The following is a 19,065-nucleotide window of genomic DNA, read 5'->3' on the forward strand; positions in this document are numbered from 1 at the left end:
CGAAACCCACACCACACCAACCCACCCTGACCAGCTAACCAACCACCCCCACACAACGGGGGAACCTCAGGCAACCCCAGCCCGTCCGGCGTTTGAGGACGGAACCCTTCACCCCCGGTGAGGACGGCAGGGAGTGGGGGCACTCAGCCGGTGCACCCAAGGTCCCGGCACAGGGTCACCCCTACCGAGACCCGCCCCTGCAAAGGGGCACCCCAGCCCGTCCGGCGATTGAGGACGGAACCCCCCACCCCGGGTGAGGACACCCAGTACGGGAGCGTCGAGCCCAGGACCCCGTACCCCGGGCACAAACCCCCACCCACAAAAGGCACCCCGCCAAGGGGCAACCCAGCCCGTCCGGCGATTGAGGACGGCCCCCCACCCCAGGTGAGGACACCCATCACAGACGGCGCCCGAGCCCGGAACGCAGGCCCCCCCCGCACAGGCCCCCCGCCAAGGGGACGCCCCCTCTAAGGGGGTAACGAGAACCAGATCCCCCAGCATCACCCCCTCGGTATGGCGTCTCACGCCCCTACTGGGGCCGTCGCGCCCCTGGGGGGCGTCTGGAGCGCAAAGGGGGCGATCCACGCGCGTAGGCGGGCGCTGAGAGGGGTTGGTGGCGGCGATGCGGCATTGCAATCTGACCACGGTTCGGTATTGGACATGTTCTGAGGCCGTGTGAGGAGTCATACTCAAAGCAATGAACAAGTCAGCCGAATCCCGGCGCCACCTGCCGACGAGTCCCTTCAACCGTGCGGCCCAGGCGGGTCCTCCCATCGAGGAGTATGCGGTGGGGGATCGGGTCTCGCACGATCAATACGGTCTGGGCCGCGTCATCGCGGTGGAGAGCGGCAATGCCGCTGTCCATGTCGACTTCGCCGGTCGCAAGGGGAGAATCCCCAGTCCTTACACCAAGCTTGCGAAACTCTGAGGGCCGCTGCCACCGAAACGCGCCACCGGAACCCGCCGTGTGATCCGCGGCGGGCCCGGCGGCCCGGTTCACAGTGCCTGCGCGGCGGGCTTCACCATGCCCCGTACAGTGCGTGACTTCACGAAGTCGCCTACAGCAGTCATCTCCCACTCACCGGAGAACTGCTTGATCAGCTTCGCCATCATCACTCCGGTCTGAGGCTCGGCGCTGGTCAGGTCGAAGCGGACCAGCTCTTCGCCTGTCGCTGCGTCCATCAGGCGGCAGTAGGCCTTGGCCACCTCGGTGAATTTCTGTCCCGAGAACGAGTTCACCGTGAACATCAGTCCGGTGGCCTCCGCGGGGAGGCGCCCGAGATCAACGGTGATCACCTCATCGTCGCCGGCCCCCTCGCCCGTCAGGTTGTCGCCCGAGTGCCTGATCGCGCCATTGAGAATGGTCAGCTTGCCGAAGTAGCAGCTGTCCAGGTGGTTGCGGTTCGGGCCGTACGCGATCACGGACGCGTCGAGGTCGATGTCCTTGCTGCGGTAGGCGGGCTCCCAGCCCAGACCCATCTTGAGCTGCGAGAGCAGCGGACGACCGCCCTTGACCAGGGACACCGTCTGGTTCTTCTGGAGATTGACGCGCCCCTTGTCCAGATTGATCTTTCCTGAGCCGGGGGCGGGTGCGGGGGGCGCCGGAGGCGCGGCAGCCACTCGGGGGTCCTGGACGGCCGGTGCGACGGGCGGTGCGGCCGGGGGCGGTGGCGAGACCGGAGCCGAAGCGGGTGCCGGGGCGGCCGCGGGCTCATCCTCAACCGAGACGCCAAAGTCCGTGGCGATGCCCGCCAGTCCGTTCGCGTAGCCCTGACCGACCGCACGGGCCTTCCAGGCTCCATTGCGCAGATAGATCTCCACGACCACGAGCGCTGTCTCGTTGCCGAGCTGCGGCGGGGTGAAGGTGGCGAGGGCGCTGCCGTCGTCGGCGTTACGGATGGTGGCGGTGGGCTCGATGCCCTGGAAGGTCTGCCCAGCGGCATCGGGGCTTGCCGTGACGACGATCTTTTCGATGCCCGGGGGGACCGCGGTGGTGTCCACCACGATCGCGTCCGGAGCGGTGCCTGCGCCGGAGCGGTAGGTCACCCCGGAGCCCGTCGGCTGGTTGTAGAAGATGAAATCGTCGTCGGAGCGCACCTTGCCATCGGCGGTGAGCAGCAGGCCCGATACGTCGAGCCGCACCGGGGCGGCGACGTCCACCGCGATACGAGCGGCGGAAAGGGGGATGTTCGAGCCGGGGGTCATAGCTGTCATGTCTGGGGTAACGAGCGAGATACCTTTGCCGTTCCCTTACCGTTTTGGTCGATAACCGGCAGGTGGAGACGGTCGACAACCTCGGGGCAGGGGAGCCCCGCACGAGACATGGCCAACTGTTCTGGAGGGGCCCGCAGCTGGTTGTCCGAAGGGTCTCACGCCATCGCATCGCCGTGGATGGCCGATTGCCCGGTCCACTCGCGCCGCGGTCCTCACCCGGAGTGCTGTCAGATGACCGTGGCCGTGCCGTTCGCTGCCGGGACTCACTGCTCCTTGACGGAGCCGCTGGACCCGGCCTAGCGTCATCCAGCCATATGCCATGGAGAAGATCAACACGGAGGGCACCCCATGACCGTCGCCCCCGTTCCCTCCCGTACCCAGTACGTCCTCGAAGAGATCAGGCACGCCGTTCTCATCGGTCGGCTCCGGCCCGGACAGCCGCTGGTGGAAACCGAGTTGGCCGCTCATTTCGGAGTCTCCAAGACCCCCGTGCGTGAGGCGTTGAAAACCCTGGCTGGCAGCGGACTCCTGGTGATGAGCCAGTACAAGGGCGTCACGGTGCGGACCGTGGACGCCGCCATGGCCCGCGAGGTCTATGACGTACGCCTGCTGCTGGAACCCGAGGCCCTGCGTCGGGCCGTTGAACGCTCAGCCGACCTGGAAGCGGATCTGGGAGCTGCCCGAGACGCGCTGGTCAGGGCCGCGGCAGCCACTGACCCGGCCGAGCACTCGCTGGCGGGCGGTGACTTCCATCGTGCCCTCTGCCTGCCCTGCGGCAATCCGCTGCTCGCCCGAATGCTCGATGATCTACGGGATCAGGCCGCTCTGGTCTCCGCCGTCGTCTGGGCGGCCGACCCTTCGGGGGAGCGGGAGGACGCCGAGCACCGCGAAATCCTGCGGTTGGCTCTCAGCGGCGATGCGCAGGGCGCGGCCGATGCGCTGCGTCAACACCTTGCCGGATTCGTTCACCGGGCCTTCCCCGGTGACGGAACCTCTCACTGACGTCACTTCAGCGCTGCCGCCATCATCTTCTGTGCGACGGGCGCGGCCAGGCCGTTGCCGCTGACCTCGGAGCGTGGGCCACCCGCGTCCTCGATGAGCACCGCGACGGCCACCTCCTTGTCGCTGTTGTCGTCCTTGCCGTAGGAGGTGAACCAGGCGTAGGGCGTCTTGCTGTTGTTCTCGCCGCGCTGGGCGGTGCCCGTCTTCCCGCCCACCTCGGCGCCCGTGACCTGTGCGTTGGAGCCCGTGCCGTCCTCGACGACCGTCACCATGGCGCTGCGCAACTGCTCCGCGGTCTTGGCGGAGACGACCCTTTGGGAGCCACCGTTCCCTGGGGATTCGAGGGTGTTCCCATCGGCGTCCACCACCTCGGAGACCATGTGGGGGGCGGCCATCACCCCGTCGTTGGCGATCGCGGCCGACACCATGGCCATCTGCAGCGGGGTCGCGGTCACATCGAACTGCCCGATCCCCGTCAGCGCGGTCTGAGCCTTGTCCAGACCGGTCGGATAGACGCTGGCGTACGCCCGTACCGGCACATCGAGCGTCTTGTCGTTGAAGCCGAACTTCTCCGCCATCGCCTTCACCTTGTCCTGCCCCAGATCGGCGGCCACCTTGCCGAAGACGTTGTTGCAGGAGTAGCGCAGGGCAGTGCGGAGAGAGGCGTTCTCACAGGGAGCGGAGGGGATGTCGTTGACCAGGACACGGGTGGTGCCCGGGAGGGTGTAGGGGAGGGGGCTCTTGGTCCGCTCGTCCACGGAGCCGTAGAGGCCTTCCTCCAGGGCAGCGGCCGCGACGACCAGCTTGAATGTCGAACCGGGTGCCAGCGGCTGGCGCAGCGCACGGTTGACCAGCGGCTTGTCCTTGTCGGCCAGGAGCTTCTGCCACTCTTTCGAGTCCGAGATCCCCGCGATCGTCGAGGGATCGTAGGACGGAGTGCTGACCATCCCGAGGATCTTCCCCGTCTTGGGTTCGATGGCGACGGCCGCCCCCTTGATATCGCCCAATGCCTTGTATCCCGCCGTCTGAACAGCGGGATTGATGGTGGTGAGCACATCGCCCGGGTCCAGTTGCTTACCGGTCAGTGCGTCCACGGGGTTCTTCAACCGGGTGTCCGTGCCGTCCAGCACCTCGCTGTAGATGCCCTCCAGCTGGGTCGAGCCGTACGCCTGCGAGCTGTATCCGGTCACCGCCGCATACAGCGGGCCCTCGGCGTAGGTGCGCTGATACGCGAGATCGCTGCCCGTCGTCCGCTGGGAGCCGGTGATCGGTGCCCCGGCCACGACGATGTCACCCAGTGGCTGGGCGTACTGGTCAATGATCTTGCGTCGATTTCTGTCATTGTCCGTGAGCGCCTTCGCCTCGTAGGTCTGGAGCCAGGTCGCGTGCACCAGGAGGGCCAGCACCAGTAGCAGACTGAAGACGGCGGCGTGCCTGATTGTCCTATTCATCCCACTGAAAGACGAAGGAGGCCCTGGTCAGGGTTCCCCTGTGCCCCGTTTCTCAGGATTTCTTCATGCCCGGCGCACGGAAGCACTTTGCCGCTGTGGATGGTTCGGCCCGGTGCCATGGGCGGCACTCCAGGGTCGGCGATCACGGTTTGCCCCTGGTTCCGAGCCGTCGGAGGACGTGCCGACCAGCAGGGTGCGTACGCCGATTCGGTGGCGGGTGCTGCTGGTGTCTGTCTCCACTCCGCCCAGCCCGGTTCTGCCAAGGAACGGAGCAACGTACGGACGCTGGACTTGGGCCCGTGACTGGCGGCAAACTGCCCCGATGGTCGACCCCTGTGAACTGCCCGTACTCCCTTTCCCGTTGCGTGCGTACGGTCCGCGGGGCAACTGGTCATACGAGAACGACGTGCTCACCGGCTGGGCCGGAGCCCGGGCCGACCGCTTTGTGTCACCAGCGGGCACCTCGCTGGACCCCGCATCCGACGCGCCACGGCTACTGGGCGCCCCCGCGGGGGACTTCCAACTCATCGCCCGGGTCACTGTCGGCTTCTGCGCCCCCTTTGACGCCGGCGCGCTCTACCTTCACGTCGGTGACCGTGAGTGGGCCAAGCTGTGTTTGGAGCGCTCCCCCGACAAGCCCACCATCTGCACGGTCGTCACCCGCGGCCACTCCGATGACGCCAACTCCTACGAGGTCGAGGGCGACAGTGTGTGGCTGCGCATCAGCCGCACCGGGAAGGCGTTCGCCTTCCACGCGTCCACGGACGGTGTGCGATGGACCTTCGTACGGATCTTCGCTCTCGGCACCGAAGAGTCGGCGGGGGCCGCGCTGGTCGGCTTTCTGGCGCAGTCGCCGGTGGGGGAGGGGTGTGTGGTCACCTTTGATCGAATCGACTTCAGGGAAGGGTGGCCGAATGGGCTGCGCGACGGTTCATGATCGTCTCCATGGGTCCGTAAACTGCTGCGATCACCCGCGCTGGTCCACCGGGGAGTAGTCGCCCTGGGCATCCACCCATGCCCACCCCAGCCGGCGACGACTGGCCGCCGGCCAGTCCGGCACCCCGAGCGCCCTCCGACCGCCCCATCCGACGGTGGCCGGGAGTGGAACACCCTCCATGCCCTCCTGTGCAGGAATCCGCCCTAACCACAGCGTGTTCGCACATAGTGAGCGCATGGCCACATCCATACGAACCTGGAGGAAATCGGTATGATCGTCGAGATTTGGAGCGATATCGCCTGCCCGTGGTGCTACATAGGTAAGGCGCGCTTCGAGAAGGGACTCGCCGGATTCGCCCACCGCGGGCAGGTAGAGGTGATCCACCGTTCCTTTGAACTCGACCCCCATCGGGCCAAGGGCGACACCGCTTCCGTCGTGGACATGTTGGCCAGCAAGTACGGCCGCACCCGGGAACAGGCGCAGTCGATGGAGGAGCATGTCGCCTCCAACGCCCGCTCCGAAGGTCTGAACTACCGAACCGAGGGCCGTGACCACGGCAGTACCTTCGACATCCATCGGCTGCTGCACCTGGCCAAGGAGCGCGGTCGCCAGGACGAACTGTTGAACCTCGCCTATCGGGCCAACTTCGCCGAGCAGCGATCCGTGTACGACCCCGAGGTGCAGGTCGCCATCGCCGTCGAGGCCGGACTCGACGAGAGCGAGGTACGAGCGGTCCTCGCCGATGGGGCGCGGTACGCATCGGAGGTACGGGCCGATGAGCAGGAGGCATCCGACCTCGGCGCCAGCGGGGTGCCCTTCTTCGTCTTCGACCGTCGCTACGGGGTCTCGGGCGGCCAGCCCGTCGAACTCTTCACTCAGGCGCTGGAGCAGGCATGGCAGGGGCGAGAGGCTGATGCGGCGGTGAAGGCGCCTGCTGTCGACGCAGCCGTCTGTGGGCCTGACGGGGCTTGCGAGGTTCCACAGCGTTGAGCGCATGTCCGGAAGCGGGCCAGCTGACGGAGACGCCCGATTGACCGGTGGGCGGGGGCGGCACATGGTGATTCCATGGAGAGCCTTGGCGGTGCGGAGTTTGCACCAGAATCAACGTATCTGAACACCTCCACCTGCGGACTGCTGCCCGCCCGGTCCGTTGCGGCGGCGACGGAGCTGATGCGACAACTGGTCGCCGGGCGGCCGGGCGGCGCCGGCGACTACGAGCCGCTCGCAGCGGTCCGACACTCCTTCGCGCAGATTGCCCAGGTCGACGAGGAACGCGTCGCCCTGGGGGGTTCGGTCTCCGTCCACACCGGGTTGATCGCCAACTCGCTGCCGACCGGGGCCGAGGTCCTCATCCCGGAAGGGGAGTTCGTTTCGGTCGTCACTCCGTTCGTGGTACGCGGGGACCTCAAGCCGCGTTTCGTCCCGCTGGACGGACTGGCGGACGCGGTGGGGCCCGAGACCGCCCTGGTGGCCTTCTCCGCGGTCCAGTCTGCGGACGGCCGGATCGCCGATCTGTCCGCGGTACGGGAGGCGGCGGCCCGACACGGGGCCCGTACCCTCGTCGATGCCAGCCAGTCGGCGGGGTGGCTACCACTGCGAGCCGGTGACTGGGACTACACCGTGACCGGTGGATTCAAGTTCCTCCTCTGCCCCCGCGGGGTTTCCTTCCTCACTCTCACCGAGGAAGCCCAGAACGAGGTGGCCCCCATCCACGCGGGGGGCTTCGCGGCCGCGGATCTCTCGGACGCGCCATACGGCCCGGTGAAGCACCTGGCCCCATCGGCCCGCCGCTACGACGAGCCCCCGGCATACCTCGCGTACCACGCGGCTCAGCGATCATTGGAACTGATCGAGGAGATCGGGGTGCCCGCCATCCACAAGCACGCCACAGACCTGGCGCACCGCTTCCGCGAAGGCCTCACCACACTCGGCCACCCCTCCATCCCCGGTGACTCCGCGATCGTGGCGATCCCGGGGCTGGGACACCTGGAGCCGGAGCTGGCCCGCGCGGGGGTGCTGGTCGCGGAACGGGCGGGGAACCTTCGGGTGGCGTTTCATCTGTACAACTCGGTGGGGGACGTGGAAAGCGTGTTGTCGCTGCTCCGACGCCTGAGGTGAGGCCCTGGCCGGGCCTGGTTTCCCCGGGGGTCCCCTTGGCGGGGTGCCTTTTGTGGGTGGGGGCTTGTGCCCGGGGTACGGGGTCCTGGGCTCGACGCTCCCGTACTGGGTGTCCTCACTTGGGGTGGGGGGTTCCGTCCTCAATCGCCGGACGGGCTGGGGTTGCCCCTTGGCGGGGAGCTCACCAGTCGGGGGCGGCTCTTTGCCCAGAGGCTCTGGGCACCCTGGGCCGAGTGCCTCCGCCTTTGATGTCCTCACTTGAGGACGGAACCCCCCCCACCCCCGGTGAGCACGGCAAGGAGCAGGGACACTCAGCCCCTGCACCCAAGCCCCCGACACACGGCAACCCCAGCCAAGACCCGCCCCCCGCCAAGGGCTACCCCCCCTGGGCCGCGCAGTCGGTGGTCTGGGTGCAGAGGTTCTCCTCTACCTTTCCCAGGAGGCGTACCAGCTCCACCCGCTCCCCCTCGTCCAGCCCCGCCAGGGTGCGCCCTTCCAACTCCGCCAGTGCCGCCTCCGCTGCCGCGTTCAGCTCACAACTCTCCGTTGTGGCTTCCACCAGCACCGCGCGGCGGTCGGCTGGGTCGGCGGAGCGTCGGACGTGTCCCGTCTGTTCCAGGCGTTGAAGCATCTTGGTCACCGTGGAGGGGTCCAGTTCCAGGGTTTTGATCAAGTCTGACTGGCGCTGGGGGCCGCTCTTCCACAGGTGGATCATCAAGGATTCCTGCCCGGGGTAGAGGCCCAGCACCTTGAGGGCCTTGGCCGCCGCCATGCGGTGGAGTCGGGCGGTTCGTGAGAGGGAACGGCTCACGGGTCCGCCGAGTGAGCAAGCCGACAGCGGCTCATGACAGACGGGGTCTGCGACTGCCTCGGATTTCATCGGGACTCCTCGCTGGTGGGCTGTCGTACGCACAGTGTCTCCGAACGCCCGCCCACACCTCCAACGAAAACTTTACCTTGGTCGACCAAGTAAATGCGTTACAGTGACTCCCGGATCGATTACTTGGCCGACCACATAATATTTTCTGGAGCCCTGATGACCACCGCTTTCGACCCGATCGACCTCTCGGGCAAGCAGCTGGCGAACCGTATCGCCATGGCCCCCATGACTCGCAGTCGCGCCTTCGGTACTGGTCTCTCGCCGACCGACTCGGTGGTCGAGTACTACGCGCAGCGCGCCACGGCTGGCCTGATCATCTCCGAGGGAATTCAGCCCTCGGAGACCGGCCGGGGATACCCCGACACCCCGGGGCTGCACAGTGATGACCAGGTGGCCGCGTGGAGCAAGGTCACCGATGCCGTGCATGCCAAGGGTGGAAAGATCTTTGCCCAGCTGATGCACGCGGGGCGGATCGGTCATCCCTCGCTGTTCGACGATGGCCGTTCCAGTGTTGGTCCGTCCGCCGTGGCCGCCGCCGGCCAGCTCTACACCCATGAGGGTCCCAAGGACTTCCTGCCGCCCCGGGCCCTGAGCGGCGATGAGATCCTTTCGGTGGTGGGGGAGTTCACCCACAGTGCTCGCAACGCCATCGAGGCCGGGTTTGACGGTGTGGAGCTGCACGGGGCCAACGGCTACCTGATCCAGCAGTTCCTCGCCTCCAACACCAATCAGCGCACCGACGAGTGGGGCGGCTCCGTCGAGAACCGCATTCGCTTCGCCACCGAGGTGACCAACTCCGTGGTGGCTGCCATCGGAGCCGACCGTACGGCGATCCGACTCTCACCCAGGAACGAACACAATGACATCGCCGAGGCCGATGCTCATGAGGTCTACCCCGCGCTGATCCGGGAGCTCGACCAGCTCGGACTCGCCTATGTGCACATCGCGGAGAACAACGGGAGGGTTCGGGAGCTCACGCTGGAACTGCGGAAGCAGTACAGCGGCACCATCGTTTTGAACCCGTCGACCGAGGGCCCCACCGACCATGCGGCGCTCTCCCTGATCGAGGACGGGATCGCCGACATCCTTTCCTTCGGTTCGCTCTTCCTCGCCAACCCGGACCTTCCGGACCGGCTGCGGACCGAGGGGCCGTACAACGCCCCCGACCCGGCCTCCTTCTTCGGCGGAGACGACAAGGGGTTCATCGACTACCCGGTGCTGAGCACCGTCTGACCGGGGGGCGACGCGGGGCCGGTCCGGACGACACCCGGACCGGCCCCGCGGTTGGCTCTCAGCGGAGCCGTAGCGTCATCGGATCGGTGTGAAGTCCCGTGCCCCGATGAACTCCGGTCGCGGCACCGGCGCCGCGAACGGCTGTACCGCCGCGTTCTCCACACTGTTGAAGACGATGAAGACGTTGCTGCGGGCAAACGGCGTGATGTTGTCACCCGAGCCATGCATGCAGTTGCAGTCGAACCAGGTTGCCGATCCCGCGCGGCCGGTGAACAGCCGGATGCCGTGCTCCTGCGCGTAGCGCGTCAGCGCCGCGTGCGAGGGAGTGCCGGCGTCCTGCATCTGGAGTGACTTCTTGTAGTTGTCCTTCGGCGTCTCGCCCGCACACCCCAGGAACGTCTTGTGCGACCCGGGCATGATCATGAGACCGCCGTTGGTGTCCCGGTTCTCGGTCAGCGCGATGGAGACCGAGACGGTCCGCATGCGGGGCAGACCGTCCTCGGCGTGCCAGGTTTCGAAGTCGGAGTGCCAGTAGAAGCCCGAAGCGCCGAAGCCGGGTTTCACATTGATGCGGGACTGGTGGACGTAGACGTCCGAGCCCAGGATCTGCCGAGCCCGCCCCACCACACGTTCATCGCGCACCAGGGCGGCGAACACCTCGCTGATCTTGTGCACCTCGAAGATCGAGCGCACATCCTGCGAGGTGGGCTCGATGATGGAGCGTTCATCGGCACGGATGGTGGGGTCGGCGATCAGCCGGTCCATCTCCGTGCGGTAGAGGGCGACCTCGTCGTCCGAGATCATGTCCTCGACGGTGAGGAAGCCATCGCGCTCGTACCCCTGTAGCGCGGAAGGCACGACGGGCCCCGGTGCTCCGGGCGCCGACCAGACCACCGGGTCCTGGCGCGGGGTCACCACCTCCCCCACGCCTCGGGTCGGGTAGAGATCGGTGCGTACGGGTGCGGTCGTCATGATTCAGCCCTCCTCGGTGAGCAGCGGATAGACACCGTTCTCGTCGTGGTCCTCCCGCCCGGTGACGGGTGGGTTGAAGACGCAGACACAACGGAAGTCGGTTTTGGGGCGCAGGGTGTGGCGTTCGTGACCGTCCAGGAGATACATCGTCCCGGGCTCGATCCAATGGGTCTCGCCGGTCTCGTCGTTGGTGAGTTCGGCCTCGCCCTCCACACAGAGCACCGCCTCGATGTGGTTGGCGTACCACATCGATGTCTCCGTGCCTGCGTACAGGACGGTCTCGTGGAGTGAGAAGCCCACCTTCTCCTTGGCGAGCACGATGCGTTTGCTCTCCCAGGTGCCGGACGTCGCCCTCACATGGCGCTCGGTGTTCTCGATGTCCTTGAACGAGCGGACAATCACGGTGCTCTGCTTCCTTTCTGCTGGGCCTTCCGGGATACGGGGAGGTCAGGCGGTTTCTCGGACGCTGCGGGCGAGGATGCGCAGGCCCTGGTCCAACTCGTCGGGTGTGATGGTCAGCGACGGCAGCAGTTTGACCACCTCGCTCTCGGGACCCGATGTCTCCAGGAGCAGCCCCAGTTCGAAGGCGCGGGCACAGATCGCCGAAGCGCGTGACTTGTCGGTGAACTCCAACCCCCACACCAGACCGCGGCCGCGGAAGGAGACTCCGGGCTCGGCGGTCTCGGCCACGATGGCCAGCAGTGCCTGCTCCACCTGCTCCCCACGGGCGAGGGTCTGCTTCTCCATCTGGCCGTCCGCCCAGTAGGCGTCGAGCGCCGCGGCGGCCGTGACGAAGGCGGGGTTGTTGCCGCGGAAGGTGCCGTTGTGCTCGCCCGGCTCCCAGATGTCCAGTTCGGGCTTGAAGAGGCAGAGCGACATGGGCAGGCCGTAGCCGCTGATGGACTTCGACAGGGTGACGATGTCGGGGGTGATGCCCGCTTCCTCAAAGGAGAAGAAGCCACCGGTCCTGCCGCAGCCCATCTGGATGTCGTCGACGATCAGCAACATGTCCTGGCGTACACACAGTTCCTGGAGCGCCCGGAGCCACTCGGCGCGGGCGACATTGATGCCGCCCTCACCCTGTACGGTCTCGACGATCACCGCGGCCGGCTTGTTCAGTCCGGAGCCCTGGTCGTCCAGGAGGCGTTCGAACCAGAGGAAGTCCTGGACCTGGCCGTCGAAGTAGTTGTCGAACGGCATCGGTGTGCCGTGCACCAGGGGGATTCCGGCGCCGGCCCGCTTGAAGGCGTTGCCGGTGACGGCGAGTGAACCCAGTGACATCCCGTGGAAGGCGTTGGTGAAGGAGACGACCGACTCGCGGCCTTTCACCTTGCGGGCCAGCTTGAGCGCCGCTTCCACGGCGTTGGTGCCGGTCGGGCCGGGGAACATCACCTTGTACGGGAGGTCACGAGGCCGCAGGATGATGTTCTGGAACGACTCCAGGAACGCCCGTTTCGCCGCGGTGGCCATGTCCAGACCGTGGGTGATGCCATCGCGCTCGATGTAGTCGATCAGGGCGCGCTTCAGTACCGGGTTGTTGTGCCCGTAGTTGAGCGAGCCGGCGCCGGCGAAGAAGTCGAGATAGGCGCGGCCGTCCTCGTCGTGCAGATGGCTGCCCTGGGCCCGGTCGAACACGGTGGGCCAGCCGCGGCAGTAGCTGCGCACCTCTGATTCAAGGGTCTCGAAGACGCTCAGGGCGGGCGGGGTGATGGTCACAGTGGTCTCCAGGGGGTCCTGTTGGCGAGTGCGCACATGGCAGGTCGGTCCAGGCGTCCGGATGGGGAGCGACCTTGACGGCCGGGTGGGGTGGACGCGCGAATGCGGGGACTCGGGGTGCGAAGAAGGTGGGGCGCGGGCTGGTCAGGCGCTGAGCGGGCCGATCCGGTAGAGAATCTCCGGCTGATGCGCCTCCAGGGGCTTCCCCGGCGCCGCTGAGTCCATCAGCCCTGGGGATTCCTGGTGCGGCTGAGGCTCTTGGGGGAAGTGGGCGTTCTCGAAGAGGGTCTCGCGCTCCAGCGCGGCGCCATGGCGCTTCGCGTAGGAGGTGAAGAGACGGTCCGACGCGGTGTTGTCGGGGGTGACGGTGGTCTCGATCTCCTTGATCCCCCGGTCACCGATGACCTTCGCGGTCAACGCGTCGAGCAGTACCCCGGCGAGACCCTGACCGCGGTACGCGCGGTCCACGGCGATCTGCCAGACCACCAGAGCCGTGGGGCGATCGGGCCGTGCGTATCCGGTGACAAAGGCAACCGGCGCACCGCTGGTGTTACGGGCCACGAGCGAGGTGGCGGAGAAGTCACGGCACCACAGCAGATAGCTGTACGAGGAGTTGAGGTCCAGAACCTCGGAGTCGCGGGCGATTCGCCAGAGCGCGGCTCCGTCCTCCACTCGCGGAGGTTCGACGGTGATGAATTCGCTCGATGGGGTGGCTCGTACAAGGTCTTCCTGTGCGGCGGTCATGCCCAAGTAATTTACCGAGCAAATTCTGAAATTGCATTGTTGGGAGGGGTTGGGTGGTGGGGCCTCGTGTGTTATCGCGCGGGCGGGAGACGTTCTCAATATGCGTAGTGGTTTGGGTGGTTTTGTTAGGCACAAAAGGGATTAATCATAGATCATGTGGGGTCGGTCACATCTTGAAATCACCGCCGATCCTATTGATGAAACTCTTATGTTTAGGGTCGGGATACGGGGGCAGGAGATGATGGAAAACCGTCAGCTATAAACGCGTTCAGCGAATGAGGAAATCATTTCGCGGAGGCGTTAGGAGTGCGCTCTGTGGGCAGTGCCTACACGGTTCCCTTATAAGGTCGTGGGTGAGTCTTCGGAGGGGTTCGCGGATTTATGGAGGGGCGTTTTCCTCGGTGCTCCCTCCTCCCGGATGGGTTCTCGTCGCTGTCTTCTCGGTTCCCGCTCGGCTGCCCCGCCAGGCGCTTCGGCGTTGCCTACGCCCGCACCTCACGCACGGCACGACCCCAGGGTGCCCGATGGGTCCGGTCGGCACCGCAGGCCCCTGGGGCGAGCAGCGGCGCCCGGCTCGCGGGGTGGGGATACGGCAAGGCCCCCGGAGCGACGCCTTTCGCCGTCCCGGGGGCCCGCTTCGGTGTTGCCTACGCCCACACCTCGCTGACCGCGCGTCCCGCGGCTTCCAAATCCACCGCCGCACCCCTGTCCGCCAGTGCCGAGCCCAGCGCGGTGAGCGAGGAACGCACCGCACCGCGGGTGGCGTCCAGGCCGTAGTGGTTGACCCGGACCATCTCCTTCGACAGCGCGCCACCGCCCGCGATCAGCGGTAGCGAAGGATCGGCTGCCAGGGCCTGCGCCACCAGATCGGACGCGTCCACACCCGCCGGTGCGCGCAGGGTGGTAGCCACCGGCGCCGCGTCCCGCGCCTCGTACACATACGGCTCCAAGCCGCCGCCCAGTGCCAACGCGCCCGCGCGCGTCGCGGCCGCCGCACTGGCGTGCCGCGCCATCACGGCATCCAGGCCCTCCGACTCGATGCGCTCTACACAGGCCTCCAGGGCCAGCATCTCCAGTTGAGCCGGCGCGTGCAGCAGCGCTCGGCGACCGCTGTCGATCCAGCGTTCCTTCCAGTCCAGCAGGGAGAGGTAGGAGCGCCGAGGTGCGGCCGGATTGGCCGCGAAACGCTCCCAGGCCCGTTCGCTGACCGACACCGCGGACACTCCGGCCGGTCCCCCCATCGCCTTCTGCGCACCGATCACGCAGAGATCGACTCCCCAGACATCCGGCAACAGCGGCTCGGCGGCGACCGACGCCACCGCGTCCAGCATGAAGAGCGCGCCGTGTCGCCGTACGACCTCGCCGATCTCCGCGACCGGGTTGGTGTTGCCCGTCGCGGCTTCCGCGTGTACCAGCGAAACGAAGTCGATCTCCGGCCGTGCGGCCAATGCCCGCTCCACCTGCTCCGCTGTGACCGCGGTGTGGAAGGGCACCTCCAGATCGACGACCTCGGCGCCACAGTCACGCAGCCAGTTGCCGAAGGTCTGCCCATAGGGGCCCGTCACCACATTGAGTGCGGTCGAGCCGGGCCGTGCGCCACTGCGGATGCACCCCTCCAGCGGCAGCAGTGCCTCACCCTGAGTGATCACCACATCCTGCTCGGTGTTGAGCAGAGCGGCGACCCGCCGTTCGATGCCCGCGAAGTGTGTGGCGGTCAGCGGGGGCAGGTCCAGGAGCGGATGTGTCACGGTGGTGCCTTCTTCGGGTCCGCGCTGCAAGTCGCGCTATGGGTTTCGTCTTCTGTCGAGCCGCCTGGGTAACACACTTGATCAGCGGCTTTAGGTCTCTCGGAGGAGAGTACCCACCGCGTCGTACGATCCTCGTACAGTGCTGGCATGAGCGATCACATGGTGTTGCGGCTGAAGGGGCGGGTGCTCGTCGGCCCGGAAGACGTACGGGACGAACTGTGGGTCGTCGATGGGCGAATCACCTATCACCGGCCGCTCGCAGCCAAAGATGTACAGACCGTATCGGGATGGGTGCTTCCCGGACTGGTGGACGCGCACTGCCATGTGGGGCTCGACCGACACGGCCCGGTGGACGACGCGACGAGTGAGAAGCAGGCGCTCGATGACCGGGACGCGGGCACCCTGTTGATCCGGGACGCCGGTTCTCCCTCCGACACCCGCTGGATCGACGATCGGGAAGACCTACCGAAGATCATCCGAGCCGGCCGCCATATCGCCCGTACCCGTCGATACATCCGCAACTACGCTCATGAGATCGAGCCCGTCGATCTGGTCGCCTATGTCGCCCGGGAGGCTCGACGGGGTGATGGTTGGGTCAAGCTGGTCGGGGACTGGATCGATCGGGACGCCGGGGACCTGACCGCTTGTTGGCCGCGCGACGCGGTGGAAGCGGCCATCGCCGAAGCGCATCGACTGGGTGCGCGGGTCACCGCGCACTGTTTCGCCGAGGACTCCCTCCGCGATCTTGTGGAAGCGGGCATCGACTGCGTCGAGCATGCGACCGGCCTCACCGAGGACACCATTCCGCTCTTCGCGGAGCGCGGTGTCGCCATCGTGCCCACGCTGGTGAACATCGCCACCTTTCCCGCGATGGCCGATGGCGGCGAGGCCAAGTTCCCCATCTGGTCAGCCCATATGCGCCGGTTGTACGAGCGCCGCTATGACACCGTCCGGTCGGCCTATGACGCGGGAGTGCCGATCTTCGTCGGCACGGACGCGGGGGGTTCGCTGCCCCATGGGTTGGTCGCGGCCGAGGTCGGTGAGTTGGTGAAGGCGGGCATTCCTCCGCTGGAGGCGCTGTCGGCCACCACGTGGGGGGCGCGGGCTTGGCTCGGCCGTCCGGCGCTGGAGGAGGGGGCACCCGCGGATCTGGTGGTGTACGACGAGGACCCGCGGGCGGACACCAGGGTGCTGGCCGCCCCGCGCGGGGTGATCCTCAACGGGCGGGTGATCGGTTGAGCACGGGCGGTCTTCACCGGCGCCGTCGCCGGACCGCGCGGCGGTGGCGTGTTGACCGAGCGTGACTCGGGCGCGTCGCCCGTCGTTGAGCACTTCTCCGTGTGCCCTCATCGGTGAACCGGCGCACCACCACACGCCCTTGACGATCGCCCCACAGGCGAACACTCGTACCTCACAAATCGAATATAAACGCGGAAACCCCCCTTTGGGGTGAACTAACGCCAGGTATCTGTCGGTTCACTCTCAGTGCGTAAAGATTCCGGTGTCCCAGTCGCCATGGCCCGCATGTCCCTGCGGGCCAAGGGCGATGTCATGTCTCCTGTGGGGGTTCCACCACCTTGAACAGCAATGCCTTCCGTATGTCCGCACGCCGCTGCGCCGCCGCCACCGCCACTGCCGCATTGGTCGCGGCCCCGGTGGCGTTCGCGGCCCCCGCACAGGCCACCGGCGGCGGTGAGGGAAGGGCGAGCGCGGTTGTGCTGCGCACCGGCCTCGAAGTGTCCCTGCTCAACAAGACCGTTCAGGTGCCGCTCAACGCCTCGCTCAACGAGGTCAAGGCACCCGCCAGCGCGGAGCAGACCGCGCTCACGGTGGAGTTGGACGGAGTGGACCGCGGCAAGCCCTTCTCCGTGCTGCGTGCGGATGTGGCCACGGCGAAGGCCACCACCGAAAAGAAGCGGACCGAGGGGTACGCCAATCTCGTCCGGGCCAAAGTGAATCTGCCGGGCCTACCGCTGCTGTCCCTGATCGAGGTGGAGCAGGTCACCTCCAGGGCGGTCTGCAAGGCCGGCGAGCGACCCACCGCTGAATCGAATCTGCTCGGCCATGTCCGTGTGCTCGGCAAGAAGGTCACGCTCACCACCGGCGGTCAGACGAAGGTCACCGTCCCCGGCGTCGGCGAGGTGACCCTCGACCTCTCCCGGACCCACACCACATCCCGAACCGCCGCGGCCACCGCGCTGGCGCTCCAGGTCGCGGTGAACCCCCTCAATCTGAATGTCGCCGAGGTGAACGGTTCCGTCACCCTCGTCGAGGCCACCTGCGAGTCGCCCAAGGCCCCGCACAAGCAGGAGCAGACCCAGGCCACCGAGGAGCCCCAGAAGCAGCAGGAGCAGCCGGCGAAGCAGGAACCAACGGCCGCTTCCACCGGGGGAGTCAAGGCCCTGACCGGCGCTGAGCCCGCCGAGAACCTCGCCGAGACGGGTGGTAGCCCCACCACGATGTACCTCGCGGCCGGTTCGGCGGCGCTCCTCGGGCTGGGCGGCGGCGCGCTGTTGGTGGCCCGCAAGCGCGCCAGGACCCGCGGCTGACGGGTAGGGCACTTCCGGCTACGGCCCCTGGCCGTAGCGGAGTTGGTCAGGACCCGGCGCCGGCGGGCGCCGGGTCCTGACCTTCCGCGTACCAGCACGGGGTGGACCGTCCCGCACATCGGCGTCGCGCACCGGGCTCCTCCGGTACGGCTGCTACTCGGTGCGCAGCGCCGTGGCCGTGCGGGCCTTGGCCGCCCAAGCGGCGGGCAGGAGCGCGCCCAAGGCGGCGATGAGCAGGCCGCCGAGTGCGAGCGGGAGCGGTTCGGCCCCTTGGTGGACGGCGATGACGGAACCGGGGAGGCGGAGCCCCACACGGTCGCCCATCGCGGGGAGGACCGAGCCGCGCAGTGCTACGCCGAGCGGCACGCCCAGAGCGCCGGCGGCCGGTCCGGTCACGACGACCGAGGCGAGGACCATCGCGACGGTCTGCCGAGGGGGCATACCGAGCGCCTTGTGGACACCGATCTCCCGGACGCGTTCGCGGGTGTCGAGCAGTACGCCGTTGAGCACGCCGAGCGCGGCGACGGCGACGAGCATCAGCGTGAGGATCACGGACGGCGAGTTGAGCGTGACGACCATGCCGTTGCCGTTGCCGTTGCCGGGCCCGCCGGCCTGGGCGGTGGCTCCCAGCGGCGCCAGGCTCCCTTTCAGCGCGTCGACATAGCGGGTGACATCGGCGTCCGACGTGACGGCGATGTGATGGCTCGTCTCCGTCAGGTCGTGGGTGACCACGACGATGGTCCGGCCCTCGGCGTTGAGTTCGGTGAACAGCTTGCTGACGTCCTGTCCGGCGGCCGTGTCCAGGGCCCCGGTCGGCTCGTCGGCCAGGAGCAGCGGCGGCCGGCTCATCAGCGCCCGTGCCACCGCGACGCGCTGCCGTTCGCCGCCGGACAACCGCCCCGGGTAGGCGCGGGCGTGCCGGTCGGGCCCGAGGGTCTCCAGAAGCCGTGCGCCGGCGGTCCGCCTCGCCACGGGCCATGCCCGCGAACCGTGCGGGCGGGACGACGTTGTCGGTGACGGTCAGGTCGTCGAGGAGGTGGAAGAACTGGAAGACCATGCCGACCTTCGACCGCCGGTAGCGGGCCGCTCCGGCCTCGCCCAACCGGTCCACCCGCACGCCGTCCACGGTGACGGACCCCGCATCGGGCCGGTCCAGGCCAGCGACCAGATGGAGCAGCGTGGACCTACCGCTGCCAAGGGGCCGAGGATAGCGACGGCCTCGCCAGGTCGCACGTCAGCGATGCCTCGTGCAGGGCGGGCGGGCCGTCGTCGTGACGGCGGCTCACCTCGCGCAGTTCGATCACCGGCGTGGTCATCAACGGGCTCCTTCGCTACGGGCACCAGATCGGGCCTCTGACTCCCGGAACGCTGGGAGCGAGCCCCGCCGCCGTGCGTCACCCCGCCCGGACCCATTCCCGTACCGCACCGGGATCACCTGCCGGAACGTCATCCCTGCGATGTAGCAGCCCGATGTACGCCGGGCGCCGGGAACGACCGCTGA

17 protein-coding genes and 1 pseudogene are annotated in these 19,065 nt (G+C 67.6%); 8 read left to right on the plus strand and 10 right to left on the minus strand.

Annotated features, from left to right (window positions below; all coding sequences use genetic code 11):
• The first annotated feature begins 697 nt into the window (after window positions 1–697).
• Window positions 698–928, plus strand: coding sequence for a hypothetical protein (locus tag NBG84_RS24985; protein WP_250921838.1), 231 nt, complete (start codon window positions 698–700; stop codon window positions 926–928).
• A 68-nt stretch (window positions 929–996) separates the two neighbouring features.
• Here NBG84_RS24985 and NBG84_RS24990 read toward each other — a convergent pair whose 3' ends face one another.
• The gene (locus tag NBG84_RS24990; protein WP_250921839.1) at window positions 997–2,214 is read right to left on the minus strand and encodes a TerD family protein; all 1,218 of its coding nucleotides are present in this window, start codon (window positions 2,212–2,214) and stop codon (window positions 997–999) included.
• Between the two features lie 348 nt (window positions 2,215–2,562).
• Here NBG84_RS24990 and NBG84_RS24995 point away from each other — a divergent pair, with 348 nt between their 5' ends.
• On the plus strand, window positions 2,563–3,216 hold the full coding sequence (locus NBG84_RS24995; RefSeq protein WP_250921840.1) for a GntR family transcriptional regulator: 654 nt from the start codon (window positions 2,563–2,565) through the stop codon (window positions 3,214–3,216).
• A gap of 2 nt (window positions 3,217–3,218) precedes the next feature.
• Here NBG84_RS24995 and NBG84_RS25000 read toward each other — a convergent pair whose 3' ends face one another.
• Complete coding sequence (locus tag NBG84_RS25000) at window positions 3,219–4,667, minus strand: peptidoglycan D,D-transpeptidase FtsI family protein (protein ID WP_250921841.1); 1,449 nt, start codon at window positions 4,665–4,667, stop codon at window positions 3,219–3,221.
• Between the two features lie 322 nt (window positions 4,668–4,989).
• On the opposite strand from NBG84_RS25000, the gene NBG84_RS25005 reads away from it, so the two are divergent.
• The 3 genes from NBG84_RS25005 to NBG84_RS25015 all read left to right on the plus strand — a co-directional run bounded on the left by NBG84_RS25005 (window position 4,990) and on the right by NBG84_RS25015 (window position 7,722).
• A complete protein-coding gene (locus NBG84_RS25005; protein ID WP_250921842.1) occupies window positions 4,990–5,604 on the plus strand; it encodes a DUF1349 domain-containing protein in 615 nt (204 codons plus the stop codon).
• Window positions 5,605–5,874: 270 nt separating this feature from the next.
• On the plus strand, window positions 5,875–6,594 hold the full coding sequence (locus tag NBG84_RS25010; RefSeq protein WP_250921843.1) for a DsbA family oxidoreductase: 720 nt from the start codon (window positions 5,875–5,877) through the stop codon (window positions 6,592–6,594).
• 75 nt (window positions 6,595–6,669) lie between these two features.
• Window positions 6,670–7,722, plus strand: coding sequence for an aminotransferase class V-fold PLP-dependent enzyme (locus NBG84_RS25015; protein WP_250921844.1), 1,053 nt, complete (start codon window positions 6,670–6,672; stop codon window positions 7,720–7,722).
• Between the two features lie 376 nt (window positions 7,723–8,098).
• Here NBG84_RS25015 and NBG84_RS25020 read toward each other — a convergent pair whose 3' ends face one another.
• Window positions 8,099–8,602 (minus strand): MarR family winged helix-turn-helix transcriptional regulator, encoded by a 504-nt coding sequence (locus tag NBG84_RS25020; protein ID WP_250921845.1) that lies wholly within the window; start codon window positions 8,600–8,602, stop codon window positions 8,099–8,101.
• Window positions 8,603–8,758: 156 nt separating this feature from the next.
• Between NBG84_RS25020 and NBG84_RS25025 the strand changes: the two genes are divergently transcribed.
• Window positions 8,759–9,835: an alkene reductase gene (locus NBG84_RS25025; protein WP_250921846.1), complete on the plus strand. Its 1,077-nt coding sequence runs from the start codon at window positions 8,759–8,761 to the stop codon at window positions 9,833–9,835.
• 75 nt (window positions 9,836–9,910) lie between these two features.
• On the opposite strand, the gene thpD is transcribed toward NBG84_RS25025, so the two are convergent.
• The 5 genes from thpD to NBG84_RS25050 all read right to left on the minus strand — a co-directional run bounded on the left by thpD (window position 9,911) and on the right by NBG84_RS25050 (window position 15,015).
• Complete coding sequence (gene thpD / locus NBG84_RS25030) at window positions 9,911–10,807, minus strand: ectoine hydroxylase (RefSeq protein WP_250921847.1); 897 nt, start codon at window positions 10,805–10,807, stop codon at window positions 9,911–9,913.
• Between the two features lie 3 nt (window positions 10,808–10,810).
• The gene (locus NBG84_RS25035) at window positions 10,811–11,209 is read right to left on the minus strand and encodes an ectoine synthase (protein WP_250921848.1); all 399 of its coding nucleotides are present in this window, start codon (window positions 11,207–11,209) and stop codon (window positions 10,811–10,813) included.
• Between the two features lie 45 nt (window positions 11,210–11,254).
• Window positions 11,255–12,523 carry a diaminobutyrate--2-oxoglutarate transaminase gene (gene ectB, locus NBG84_RS25040; protein WP_250921849.1) on the minus strand — a complete coding sequence of 423 codons (1,269 nt, stop codon included), beginning with the start codon at window positions 12,521–12,523 and terminating at the stop codon, window positions 11,255–11,257.
• Window positions 12,524–12,667: 144 nt separating this feature from the next.
• A complete protein-coding gene (gene ectA, locus NBG84_RS25045; protein WP_250921850.1) occupies window positions 12,668–13,267 on the minus strand; it encodes a diaminobutyrate acetyltransferase in 600 nt (199 codons plus the stop codon).
• 647 nt (window positions 13,268–13,914) lie between these two features.
• Window positions 13,915–15,015, minus strand: coding sequence for a pyridoxal-phosphate-dependent aminotransferase family protein (locus NBG84_RS25050; RefSeq protein ID WP_250921851.1), 1,101 nt, complete (start codon window positions 15,013–15,015; stop codon window positions 13,915–13,917).
• Between the two features lie 147 nt (window positions 15,016–15,162).
• Between NBG84_RS25050 and NBG84_RS25055 the strand changes: the two genes are divergently transcribed.
• Window positions 15,163–16,254, plus strand: coding sequence for an amidohydrolase family protein (locus NBG84_RS25055; RefSeq protein ID WP_250921852.1), 1,092 nt, complete (start codon window positions 15,163–15,165; stop codon window positions 16,252–16,254).
• 338 nt (window positions 16,255–16,592) lie between these two features.
• Window positions 16,593–17,564 carry an SCO1860 family LAETG-anchored protein gene (locus tag NBG84_RS25060; RefSeq protein ID WP_250921853.1) on the plus strand — a complete coding sequence of 324 codons (972 nt, stop codon included), beginning with the start codon at window positions 16,593–16,595 and terminating at the stop codon, window positions 17,562–17,564.
• A gap of 153 nt (window positions 17,565–17,717) precedes the next feature.
• On the opposite strand, the gene NBG84_RS41190 is transcribed toward NBG84_RS25060, so the two are convergent.
• Window positions 17,718–18,143, minus strand: coding sequence for an FtsX-like permease family protein (locus NBG84_RS41190; RefSeq protein WP_308312111.1), 426 nt, complete (start codon window positions 18,141–18,143; stop codon window positions 17,718–17,720).
• A gap of 135 nt (window positions 18,144–18,278) precedes the next feature.
• Window positions 18,279–18,880, minus strand: a pseudogene (locus NBG84_RS25065) (ABC transporter ATP-binding protein); the annotation flags it as partial.
• Window positions 18,881–19,065: the final 185 nt, after the last annotated feature.

The sequence above is a fragment of the Streptomyces albipurpureus genome (assembly GCF_023701525.1).
GTDB lineage: Bacteria > Actinomycetota > Actinomycetes > Streptomycetales > Streptomycetaceae > Streptomyces > Streptomyces albipurpureus.